General features: G+C 52.7%; 11 protein-coding genes and 1 tRNA gene. 2 read left to right on the top strand and 10 right to left on the bottom strand.

Annotated elements, in window-relative coordinates; all coding sequences use genetic code 11:
* Positions 1-48 precede the first annotated feature (48 nt).
* Both H9Q79_RS17315 and H9Q79_RS17310 read right to left on the bottom strand, forming a co-directional pair.
* The gene (locus H9Q79_RS17315; RefSeq protein WP_249328816.1) at positions 49-879 is read right to left on the bottom strand and encodes a glycerophosphodiester phosphodiesterase family protein; all 831 of its coding nucleotides are present in this window, start codon (positions 877-879) and stop codon (positions 49-51) included.
* Between the two features lie 72 nt (positions 880-951).
* Positions 952-2,736, bottom strand: coding sequence for a cobaltochelatase CobT-related protein (locus H9Q79_RS17310; protein ID WP_249328815.1), 1,785 nt, complete (start codon positions 2,734-2,736; stop codon positions 952-954).
* A gap of 117 nt (positions 2,737-2,853) precedes the next feature.
* On the opposite strand from H9Q79_RS17310, the gene H9Q79_RS17305 reads away from it, so the two are divergent.
* Positions 2,854-4,260 carry an MATE family efflux transporter gene (locus tag H9Q79_RS17305; RefSeq protein ID WP_118644741.1) on the top strand — a complete coding sequence of 469 codons (1,407 nt, stop codon included), beginning with the start codon at positions 2,854-2,856 and terminating at the stop codon, positions 4,258-4,260.
* On the opposite strand, the gene H9Q79_RS17300 is transcribed toward H9Q79_RS17305, so the two are convergent.
* Positions 4,250-5,173 (bottom strand): AAA family ATPase, encoded by a 924-nt coding sequence (locus H9Q79_RS17300; protein WP_118644743.1) that lies wholly within the window; start codon positions 5,171-5,173, stop codon positions 4,250-4,252. The genes H9Q79_RS17305 and H9Q79_RS17300 overlap by 11 nt on opposite strands.
* Before the next feature lie 147 nt (positions 5,174-5,320).
* Between H9Q79_RS17300 and H9Q79_RS17295 the strand changes: the two genes are divergently transcribed.
* Positions 5,321-5,394 (top strand) — tRNA-Arg (locus H9Q79_RS17295).
* A 104-nt stretch (positions 5,395-5,498) separates the two neighbouring features.
* Here the strand turns inward: H9Q79_RS17295 and H9Q79_RS17290 are convergent.
* From H9Q79_RS17290 to H9Q79_RS17260, 7 genes are all read right to left on the bottom strand, one after another.
* The gene (locus tag H9Q79_RS17290) at positions 5,499-5,831 is read right to left on the bottom strand and encodes a DUF6054 family protein (RefSeq protein ID WP_249328814.1); all 333 of its coding nucleotides are present in this window, start codon (positions 5,829-5,831) and stop codon (positions 5,499-5,501) included.
* 19 nt (positions 5,832-5,850) lie between these two features.
* Complete coding sequence (locus tag H9Q79_RS17285; protein ID WP_249328813.1) at positions 5,851-7,269, bottom strand: nitroreductase family protein; 1,419 nt, start codon at positions 7,267-7,269, stop codon at positions 5,851-5,853.
* 64 nt (positions 7,270-7,333) lie between these two features.
* The gene (locus tag H9Q79_RS17280; protein WP_118644747.1) at positions 7,334-8,380 is read right to left on the bottom strand and encodes an AAA family ATPase; all 1,047 of its coding nucleotides are present in this window, start codon (positions 8,378-8,380) and stop codon (positions 7,334-7,336) included.
* An 11-nt stretch (positions 8,381-8,391) separates the two neighbouring features.
* Positions 8,392-9,210, bottom strand: a complete 819-nt coding sequence (locus H9Q79_RS17275; RefSeq protein WP_249328812.1) for a DUF6382 and FHA domain-containing protein — start codon at positions 9,208-9,210, stop codon at positions 8,392-8,394.
* A 79-nt stretch (positions 9,211-9,289) separates the two neighbouring features.
* The gene (locus H9Q79_RS17270) at positions 9,290-9,427 is read right to left on the bottom strand and encodes a FeoB-associated Cys-rich membrane protein (RefSeq protein WP_118644753.1); all 138 of its coding nucleotides are present in this window, start codon (positions 9,425-9,427) and stop codon (positions 9,290-9,292) included.
* Complete coding sequence (gene feoB / locus H9Q79_RS17265) at positions 9,424-11,478, bottom strand: ferrous iron transport protein B (protein WP_118644755.1); 2,055 nt, start codon at positions 11,476-11,478, stop codon at positions 9,424-9,426. Before feoB ends, H9Q79_RS17270 begins: the two co-directional genes overlap by 4 nt.
* Entirely contained in the window at positions 11,471-11,704 is a 234-nt protein-coding gene (locus H9Q79_RS17260) for a FeoA family protein (protein WP_118644757.1), read from the bottom strand. Before H9Q79_RS17260 ends, feoB begins: the two co-directional genes overlap by 8 nt.
* Between the last annotated feature and the right edge of the window lie 93 nt (positions 11,705-11,797).

Below are 11,797 nucleotides of genomic sequence, written 5' to 3'. Positions count from 1 at the left end.
CCGCTGAATGATCTGCTTCTGAGTATACACAGGTACACCAGGCTGCGGTTAAGGTTCTATATCTTCAAAGATCACTATGGATTCGTCCGTCTTCACCAGCTCATAATCATCCATGCTGTCCACGGTCCAGTCCATCATCTGCACTCTGTACAGCAGGCGGCAGAACAGAAGGCTGACCGTTCTCCGGTCTGCGATATTGCAGGAGATGAAATCCGGGGACGTCAGGAAGTTGGTCAGCAGGTTGTAGCGTACAAAATCCTGCACCGGGTTCATATCAGTACCGCCGTGCTTGATATGGCGTTCCATCATCTGGCCGCGTATGATCTCCGGCCGGTTGTCCTTCAGCCATTTCACCACCCGGTAATCAAAGGATTCTATGGCGAAAACGCCCTCATACGCATCCAGCACCTCGCAGACTCTTGCACAGAGCACCCCGTAATTGTCCAGATCCACGTTCAGGTTCAGGATCACCGGCACCTGACCGTCTACCAGCTCCAGGCCGGCGGCCAGGCAGGGGATGGTCTCCTGGGTCCTGGACAGGCGGCATTCCTTCAGCTTCTCCCAGGTGCTCTCTTCCACGGTGCCGTCCGCTCCGCACACCCTCCACAGCTTGTGATCCCGGAAGATCACCGGCACGCCGTCGCGGCTCAGCCGGACATCCATGACAATCCCGTATCCGTGCTCAACCGCCGCGGTAAACGCCGTCAGGGAGTTCTCCGGAATCTTCTTCCTGATATTGTAATAACCGCGGCTGGCAAAGTCATATCGTTTGATCTCGCTCATATCCGGCTTGCTGCTGGTCCTGGGCTTGATCGCCAGTGCCCAGGCGGCCGTGGTGCCTGCCGCAACGGCAAGCAGTTTTTTTATTTTTTTACCCATTTGGCATTCCTCCTGTCGCTCGTTCAATGATGGTTATCGTTTCCTGTTACAGTTTTCTATCTTCAGTATAGTTTATTCTTCGATCTGTTTCAAGAGATATCTCCCTACCATATTGGAAAAACTGCCGATGGACCGGATATAGGCAAAATCCTTGCCGAATATCCGCCTCTCAGCATCCAGTTCAGATTCCTCGCCCACAAACACGCCCAGGACAGCCACCCCGTTCTGGCGGAGCCTTCTCACCTCCATGCCCGTGTCCAGGATGGCCGGACGGCCTCTGTAAGGTTCCGGATTCCTGGCCCCCGGCCTGTTGACCAGCACGTCATAGGGTTTTCCGTCGCTCAGGACTATCAGGACCTTATTGGCCTCGTCTCTCTGGAGCAGATCGAACCCAACAGCCTTGACTGCCAGGCCGTCCCGGTTATTAGAGGAGGTGATGTATTCAAAAATATTGCCGTTGGCGCTCCGGACATCCTCATATTTCCGGAAACGGTGCAGGATCGTATAGTCCCAGAAGGTACAGAAGCTCATGACGCGGAAGGGGATCTCCAGATTGCTCAGGGCTTCGCTGATGATATAAGCCTGCAGAGCTACCTGGGATTGACGGCTCCTCTGAGAACCGCTGGCATCTATCAGAACATCCACGACAAAATCCATGGCGTCATTCCTGATCCTCTTGCGGAACAGCCGCGCGTCGTCCGACCTTCCCACCTTCCACAGCTCCGCAGGGATGACCGTACCATGGTCGGCTCTTATCTCCTGCTCTTCATCCCTCAGGACAAAGGCTTTTTTCAGCATCCCTGTCAACACCTGTATGCTCCTCTTCACCACCCGGTGCTGGTCATAGTAGGCCATGATATTTTTGTCCTTCTGCTTCCTGGCATATTCATACTGATAATTCCGCAGCACAGGATTCTTCAGAATGCCTTCCGTATAATACAGGCTGCAGTCTCCGTGAAGCCCCCTGCACATCTGATAGTTTCTGCTTTTTTCCTCAGCGGGAGTCAGATAAGTTTTTCCATAATTCCTCTCCACATAGGAATACATTTTCTCAAGGGCCGCCTCGTCCACCACTATAATTTTTTTGGCTGTCCGGCCGTCCTCCGGCTCTTTCTCCTCCTCCTTGCAGACCGGGTCGTTCATATCCAGGCTGGTCATGGATTCCGTCACCTTTTCCAGATACGTTTCCAAGGTCTCCTCATACAAATCTTCTGAGAGAAAGTCCTTCCAGGAATATTCGGTCAGCTCTTCCAGGGTTACCGCCAGCACCTCCTTCAGCGTCTTCTTTTTCCGTTCAAAATCAGGCTCGACAATCTGATTATAGAGGCTGTCTATGGTCTTGATCACTTCCATGGTATCCGATGCAGAACGGAGCCTGTGGATCTCCTCCATCCAGTCCCCGATCTGCTTCGTTCCCCGGTAGCTTCCGTCCAGCTCCTCCCGCAGAAGAGCCGCCTCCAGATGCCCCAGGGGAGTGGCGGACAGCTCCCTGAAATCCTGCTCAAGAATCTCCTCATAGGCCTTTCTCCGGAGAGAATGAATCCCTTCCCGTTCCTGGTCCAGCTTTGTTCCCACCGCCTCCTCCATACAGAGAGACGCTACCCGCATGAGCGGGCCTTCCATGGCCTTGCAGTAGATCTTTTTCACCAGATACAGGCCCAGGGCATCCCGGTCGTAAAAGCGCGCAAGCCCTCCCTGCTTAATCCCGTCGTACAGCGCGGTATTCCTGGATCTGAGAAAAGCCTCCACATCCGGCTTCATCTCCAGGGTATAATCGCCGCTGACTGTCCACATTAAGTTCTTGATCCGGTTTTCCAGTTCCATCTGGTGTTCTTCCGGCAGAAAATTCGTGCTCATTACCGCCTCCTCACCGGCTGTGTCTCTCCGGCTCAATAAAAACGTTTGACAAAAATTTGCAACTTCTTTAAACTGATAGAATACGAAACTGATTATAACTGAAAGACAGGTAAAATTATGGCACCCTCCAAAGAAAACAAAATGGCAGAAACGCCCATGGGGAAACTGGTTCTCACCATGTCGCTTCCGCTGATGATTTCCATGCTCGTACAGGCATTTTATAACGTGGTAGACAGCCTGTTCGTATCCCATATCCCCAGCACGGTCCTGATTCAGAATGCCGGCGACAAAGCCGTCCAGGCCCTGACTCTGGCCTTCCCGATCCAGATGCTGATGATCGCCTGTAATACTGGCACCGGCGTCGGCATCAATGCCGTATTATCCCGCTATCTGGGCAGGCGCGACCGGGAAAAAGCCAGCTTCGTGGCCGGAAACGCGCTGTTTTTGGCTGCCTGCATTTATCTGATTTTCATGCTCTTCGGGCTTTTCGGCACGAAAGCATTCTTTCTCACCCAGACCTCCGACCCGGTGACCCTGGATTACGGGATCTCTTATCTTCGGATCTGCACCACCTGTGCCTTCGGGAATATGGGCTTTTTCGCTTTTGAAAAAATCCTGCAGGCCACAGGGAATACCACTCTCTCGATGGCAGCCCAGCTCTCAGGGGCGGTTACGAACATCCTCCTGGACCCGGTCTTTATCTTCGGTTATTTCGGCCTCCCGGCCATGGGCGTAGCCGGCGCGGCAGTCGCCACAGTCATCGGGCAGTGCGTGTCTATGACGGTGGGATGCATCGTCCATTACCGCCTGAATCACGAGGTAGACAACGGGCTGCGTTACGTCAGGCCCAACCGGAAAATCATCGGTGAGATCTATAAAGTAGGCGTCCCGGCCATCGCCATGCAGTCGCTGACTTCCGTCATGGCCTATGGCATGAACCTGATTCTGGGTTCTGTCTCAGAAATCTACGTGACCGCCTTCGGCATTTATTACAAACTACAGAATTTCATATTCATGCCCGCCTACGGGCTGAACAACGCCCTGGTGCCCATCACCGGGTTCAGCTACGGCGCGCGGCGGAAAGACCGCATCGCCCAATCCCTCCGCTTCGGCCTGCTGGACGTTTCGGTTATCATGGCGGCCGGCATACTGGCCATCCTGCTCTTCGCCCCAGCCATCGTGTCCATATTTGCCGTATCGCCGGAAATTCAGGACATCTGTGTCTATGCCCTGCGCATCATCTGCCTGGGTTACCTGTTCTCCGGAGCCAACATCGTCCTTCAGGGATTTTACCAGGCCCTAGGCAATGGGATCTATTCACTCATCGTGTCCCTGCTCCGCATGACGGTGGTGCTCATGCCCCTCGCATGGATTCTGGCAGCCGTCCTGCATTTGCCGGATCTGGTATGGATCGCCTTTCCCATAGCAGAACTCGCCGCGTTCCTGGCGGCCCTTGTGATGCTGAAAGTGATCTACCGGAAAAGGGTCCGGCCGCTGGAAGAGATACGCCGCCCTATTCCGTGAAAACGTCACCCTTTGTCCACTCCTCAGGAATCCGGGTCATCACCACATCCCGGACGATTTCTTTTTCAAAGATATCAAAACATTTATTTATAATACCCATCTGCACGGCCAGGGCCGGCTTTAAGCCCTGGCGGACCGTGCGGGCCGCCGCGATCAGCCCCCGCAGATCCAGAGACTTCGTGGAAATCTCCGCATTTTCAGCCTTCAGCTGCAGGTCCAGAAACAGCCCGATCCACTGTTCCTTCGCCTTTTCCTTCATATCCGGAAACATCTCGCCCATGATATAAGTCAGAGTTTCCTCTGACTGGGCAGGCATGTCGATGACCAGGAATCGGGAAACAAGCGCTTCATTCAGCTCCTTGGTGCCCGCATATCCATAATTCATGGTCCCGATAAAGCGCGCCGCCGGATGAAGGTCGATTTTATCATACCCAGGCACGTCGATGCTTCTCCTGTAGTCCAGAGTCGCATGGAGAACGGAAACCGCGTCGTTTTTTGCCATGTTGATCTCATCCAGTATCCCGAAGCCGCCGTACTGGGCGCACTGGTAAATGCTTCCCTTGCGCAGCTCTACCTCGTTATTCCGGAAAGTGTCCGTCCCGATCAGCTCCGCGCTGCTGGTGTTCACATGAAAAGATACATTATATGTGGGCCTTCCGAATATATACGCCAGATTCTCCGCCAAAACATTCTTGCCTGTCGCCTTGGCGCCTGTCAGCAAAAGATTCTCCCCCTGCAGCAGGCCTGAGACGGCCATCTCCAGCACCTCTCTTCCATAAAACGGGATGGACGGCTTAACCACCCTGCCCCAAACCTCTTCCGCCACCGGATAGGACTCCGAATAACGCTCCACTTCCTGAATCAGGTGTTCATTCACCTGCTGGTCTCTCAAAAACTGTAATTCTGGTCTCATTTCCTACCTCTTATCTAAACGAACTTTGCCCCCAGTATAACATAGAAAAAATCAAGAAGAAAGGGACAATATTTTTGATCATAAAGGCTTGACAAATATTGCAAAATAAGATAATATATATGTTGCTGACAAAATCAGTTTGAACGTGTGCGTTTAGCTCAGCTGGATAGAGCGTTTGGCTACGGACCAAAAGGCCGGGGGTTCGAATCCTCTAACGCACGGACGAAACACTTTTTTTAAAGGTATCTGTATGATAGCAGATACCTTTTTTATTTGCCTGACTTTATATGCTATGCCCTGTTTTATGATTTCTCCGCCCTGTATCTCAGAAGTCCTCCAACACTTCTTCAATTGTCTCCAGAAACGCTTCCTCCCCCCAGGTGTTTATCTTGAAAAACAGTCCCTGGCTCCCTCCGGACGTGATGACTGACAGATAATATCTACCATTCCCTCCCACCAGCGTCAGTGACATGCTGACACGGTTATTTCCTGTATAGCTATAGCGCTCATAGACTCTGACCGCACAGCGGAAATCCCCCTGGGCATAATCGCTCCCGTCCTCAAAGGAAGCTGAAATACTCCCTCCCAGGACAGCGCTGTCCAGCCGGTTCAGAATCTCATCGAAATCTCCCTGTACGATTCGTTCGTATTTCGCCATATGCCCCTCCCCCATCTATCTATCGGTATTCAGTGACCTCTTCAATTCTCAGCTTCGGGACCACATAATCCCTGTCCCGATCGAGATAATAAGCCAGATCCTCCCCCTGGCTTACTTCCCTGATCCTGCTGGCGCAGGCCGGATATCCAAATGCGGCCATCAGATAAATCTCCATGTGATCCGGCACGCCCAGCAGCTCCTTCAGAGGCTTTCTCTGAATGTTCCCCATGATACAGCTGCCCACGCCGTAATTCCAGGCGGCAAGCGTCATATTAGACAGCGCCAGACCTGCGTCTGTAGCCGTTGTACGGCTTTCCGCCGCCTTTTCCTCCAATACCGCGATGAACATCACCGGATGCTCACCCGGCCGGGGCGTGCCTTCCCCCTCTGGCAGGGACGCCGCCCACCGTGTCAGCGGAAATACCTGCTCCACCAGCTCCGGCGTCCGGATCACAAGATATCTGAGCCGCTGGCGGTTATTGCCGCTGGACGCCACCTGCTGGGCTCTCAGTATCTCCCGGACCACCTGGTCCGGCACGGGCTTCGACTGGTCAAAACGTCTGTAAGTCCTTCGTCCGGTCAAAAGCTCCTGCAGCTGCTCCTGCTTCCCGGCCAGAGGAGCTACCTCACGGGAAATCCATCCGCCCGCCATGTCAATCCAATTCTGGCATTCACGCTGTACTCCCAGTCCCAGCCGGTTCTTTGTCTCCTCATTGGCCAGCCCCAGCCCATGAATGCCTCTTGGATAAATGTGCAGCTCCAGGGATACTCCCGCTTTTCGCAAAGCGGAAGCAAACAGGAAGGAATTCTCCACCGGAACCGTGTCGTCCGTATACGTATGCCACAGGAAGGTGGGAGGCGTCTGCCCTGTCACATGGCGTTCCAGGCTGACAGCCTCCAGTAGCTCCGATGCCGGACAGGGGCCCAGCAGATGATCGGTCGTCTCCTGATTCGCCCAGGGTTCACTGGAAATAACAGGATAGCCCAGTATCTGGCCGTTGGGTTTTCTCTGCTCCCGGACGGTGTCCGTCAGCCCGTCCAGAAAGCTTTCCTGCCAGGCCACGCCCAGGTTGGCCGCCAGATGTCCGCCTGCCGAAAATCCCGCCGTCACAATCCGGTCAGGATCCAAATGATACAGCTTACAATTCTCCCGCAGCCAGGCCACCGCCAGCGACAACTGGCACAACGCCACCGGATAGCGCGCCCCCTCCGGGCTGCAGCTGTATCGGAGCACGGCGGCGTGGTATCCTCTGGCGCAGAATTGTACGGCGACGGCTTCTGCTTCCCGGTCGGAAGTCATCTCATAACCGCCGCCGGGACAGACCACCACCACCGGCCGTATCCGGCCGCTGTCTATCTCCGGCGAATTGTCCAGAAAGTAGGTGGCAAGCCTGGCCACATGCCCCCTGAAGGAAATCTCATGAATTTCGTGTATCATATTGCACCTCCCAAAAACTTTAAAAAAAGCTCTCTGAATTGTCAAGTCCAGAAAGCTCTTCTGATTATATTTCCTTGCAAAGTTCCAGCGCCATCCGGTAAAATACCGGGTCCTCCATGGCCTTCTCCCCATCCTCGTACCTGGCGATCACGCCGAACAGATTCTGTCTCGGCACCCGAAGTCCGTCCATATGGTACTGGTTAGAGATCATGAAGCACTCCTTCTTGGGAAGAAGCTCAATATTTTTCTGCAGGCGCCACATTTTCCTGTTAGAAACCCTGTTGGCCTCCATGATCAGCACATAGGCATCTGATTCTTCCATCAGCGCCAGCGTCTGCCCGTTCAATTCACTGCCCAGATCCAGAATCACATAGGCGAAATCTCTCTTCTCCCTCAGCATGGCTATGAGTGTCTTCATCTCCTCCGTTCCGATCCCAAGGGCGGGCATGGTTTTCTCAAAAGGAAGGAGGCAGGAAATCTCTTCCTGTCCGATATTCTGAAGAATCGTCCAGTACGTATCTTCACCCGGATTCTTCAGCTTCTCCGCCAGCTTCTCATCGGCACACTGCTCGGTGCGAAGATAAGCCGAATAACTCTGCAGGCTGTCACAGCCGACCAGCAGGACCGTCTGATCCAGCTTCTTCAGCTTTTTCCCGAGAGCCATCGCTGTCAGGCTCTTCCCGCAGCCTCCGATCGGAGAATAGACGGCAACTACCTTCGTCTCCGGCTTCTCCACGGAAGCCGTCTCTTCTTTTTCCTCTTCCTCCTCCGGCGTCATGAAATCATCGATCGCCTGAAGTATCTCTTCATAAGGTAAATACTTCATCATGGCCTTTACTTTGTCCGGAAATGTCTTCTCGATGTCCACCTCCGGAACCAGCAGCAAAATATGATGGATTGTGTGTTCTTCCAGGTGCTCCGCGTAAAAGCTCTGGTCCGCCACCAGAATATCAATCGTCCGCGGCGTGCGAAAATAAACATCCAGATATGCCGGATCTGTAATAATCTGAATCTGCGCCCTGGACCTGAACCGGCGGATCAGTGCTTCTTCCATCTGCTTGATATATCCGTAGTCGCTGTCAATAATTACAAGCCTCAGCTCTCGCTCCATACTGACCCTCCCTATTCCACGTTAAATGTACAATCCGCAAACCGCAGCACACTTCCCTTCCCGATGGGAACCTGTGACATGGGAGCTATCTTCTGATCGTTGACAAAGGTGCCGTTGGCGCTGTCCAGATCCATCACATAGAAACTAATATCATTCCAGCCCACGACAGCGTGCACCGGGCTGACCGTATTAACCCCGGAAATCACTCCGTCAGCCTGTTCGCCGTCCGTCCCGATCCGGTATTTCTCATGGCCGATCCGAAAGCTCTGAGGCTCGGGCGTATTGACCCCCTTCAGGAGGATCATCTCATCTTCCTCAGGCATCCGCTTCTCCAGCGCGCCCTGAAGGCTGTCCCAGTCTCCGAACTCTCTCTCCTTCTGGAACTCTATCTGACGGCACACCTCCCTGCCGCCCTCCGTATGTTCCAGCATCTCTTCCAAAATCGCATACACTCTCTTCATATAGATCTGGCTGTTCAGGGATTCCTCCGGGAGCACTGCCGGAAGGCACAGCCCATACACCCGTCCCTTCCCATCCAGGTATATGCTGTCCACATCCCACACCAGGTTCTCCAGAGAGATCGAATGGTTCCCTTCCAGGCCCTTAATCCTGTCCAGGAGTGCTTTACCGACTCCGCAGATCTCATCCAGAGACATCTGCGGCAACCGTTCCCCCAGGTTCTCATAGGAATCCGTGAAATATACCAGCTTAATCCTGTCATTAAACCGAATCCAGTCACAGGGAATCAAGCCTTTCTCTTCTCCGTTTTCCAAAAAATGAAACGCATCTTTGTCAAGCAGTCTTTCCGAATTCAACAAAAATTCTCTCATGGCGCAACCCCCCGCTTCGGTTATCTTTCTCATTTATTGTACCGCACCGAAGCGGAATTGACAAGGAAAAGACTTCCGATTACTTTTTACATTTTTTGCAGCTCCCGCAGCCGCAGTCACAATATTGCCCCTTCCGGATTCTCCTGATTTTCCGGATGATGACCAGGGCCGCGCAGCCTCCGATCGCAACCAGTATTAAAAATGTTTCCGCATTCACAGGAACACACCTCCTATCTGATAGACCAGGAACGTGACAAACCAGGCCAGCAGCAGCTGGAACGCCACGCAGACCCCTGTAAACTTCCAGCTTCCAGACTCCCTCTTAATCGTAGCCAGCGTGGCGATACAGGGGATATAGAGCAGGCAGAAAATCATCATACAATAAGCGTTCAGAGTTCCGAATCCCATGCCCCCCAGAGCGGTTGAAAGATTCATCATCCCCGCCTGCGAGGTCACATTTCCGATTCCAAAGAGAACAGAACAGCTGGAAACCACCACCTCTTTCGCGGATACCCCGGCGATCAGCGCAACGACAATCTGCCAGTATCCCAGCCCCAGCGGCTGGAACAGCGGGACGATCACCCTCCCCACGGCCGATCCGAAACTCTGAGTGATGTCGGATGTATATCCTCCGGCCCCAAAGTTCAGAAGGAACCACATAACAATTGAGGCGATGAATATCGTTGTGCCCGCCTTTGTCAAGTAATCCTTCACCTTCTCCCACACATAGATGGCGATTGTCCTGGCGCTGGGCGCCTTATACTCCGGCAGCTCAATCAAAAGGTTAAATTCTGCCTTCCTTTTGTCAAAAAGATGGATGATAAAAGCGACCAGGATCGCCATGAGAAGACCGATCACATACATAGAATAAGCGGCTATCATCGCGTGCTCCCCGAAAAACATCTGTGAAAACAGTACATAGATGGGGAGCCTTGCGGAACAGGACATTAATGGCGTCACCAGCATGGTTTTCAACCGGTCCCTTCTGTTCTCCAGCGCCCGTGAGGCCATGATTGCGGGCACGCTGCAGCCGAATCCAAGGATCATCGGGATAAATGCACGACCCGAAAGCCCCACTTTCCCCATAATCCCATCCATGACATATGCGGCTCTGGACATATACCCGCTGTCCTCCAGAAAGGCCAGCGCCAGAAACAGTATAAAGATATTAGGCAGGAAAGTCAGAATACCTCCCACGCCGGATATGATTCCATCCACCACCAGCGAGACCACAGCCGCATTCACCCCCGCGCCTGTCATTCCCGCCTGCACGGATTCAGATACCCAGGAGATAAACAGCGACATGTAATCCTTCAGCCAGTCTCCAAGAGTAAAGGTCAGCAGAAACACCAGCGCCATAATTCCCAGGAAAACCGGGAAGCCCAGCCACCGGTTGGTGAGAATCCGGTCCACTCTGTCCGTGGAGGCTTCCTTTTTATCCTTATTTACAAGTACCTCAGATATGATTTCGTCAATAAAATTATATTTCTCATTGATGATTTCTTTTTCATAATCACATTTAAAATCCTCCGGAAGCTCAACCGGATACTGGTCTGTCACCGCCCTGTCACCTTCCAGAATCTTAATGGCATGCCAGCGGTGATTGTACATTTCAGGATACTTCACCTTTAGCTTTTCTTTGATAATATCTATTTTATCTTCAATCTCATCGCTGTACACCATGGCAAACTCTTTGTGATGGTCATGGGCATGGCGGCTTTCCAGTTCTCTTTCTACATGATGATGGATCACAGGCGTGATTTCTTCACGGTCCTTGTGGTGGACCACCGCGTGCATCAGGATATCCAGCCCTTTCTTTTTGCGGGCGCTGACCGGAATAACAGGAATCCCCAGCATTTCAGGAAGCCTGTGGAGATCGATTTCCATGCCTCGTTTTTCCACAATGTCCATCATATTCAGGGCGAGGACCACCGGCCGGCCCAGCTCGATCAGCTGCAGGGTCAGATAGAGGTTCCGTTCCAGAGCCGAAGCGTCAGCCACGTCAATAATCACATCTACCCCGCCGCTCATGACATATTCCCTGGACACCTGCTCCTCCATCGTATAGGAGGTCAGGCTGTAGGTGCCGGGGAGATCAACCAGCTTCATATTATAGTCCTTGTATTTGAAAGATCCTTCCACCTTTTCAACCGTGACGCCCGGCCAGTTGGCCACTTTCAGATTGGCCCCCGTATAGGCATTAAATAAAGTGGTCTTTCCGCAGTTGGGATTGCCCATGAATCCAACCTGTACCTGCTTATTATTCATGATCCGGTTCCTCCTTCACCTGAATATTTTCCGCGATATTTCTCCCGATGGCGAATCTGGTGCCCCGGACTTTGATAATCACCGCTCCGCGGCGTTTCTTATTCATGACCGTGACTACCGTCCCGCATGTCATTCCCAGCGCTTCCATCCTTCGCTCAATCTCCAGTGCAAGACTCATGTCCTGTACTTTATACCTCTTGCCGGTTTCTCCTGCGTTCAGCTGCATATGTATCTTCCTCGTTTCTTGTTAGCTCAACCTAACTTCAAGAAAATTTTAACATACTTATACCATAAATGCAACCCCACAATCCTCACTGCT

Origin of the sequence: Wansuia hejianensis (genome assembly GCF_014337215.1) — a bacterium.
Classification (GTDB): domain Bacteria; phylum Bacillota; class Clostridia; order Lachnospirales; family Lachnospiraceae; genus Scatomonas; species Scatomonas hejianensis.
This window is presented reverse-complemented; position numbering and strand designations above follow the sequence as displayed.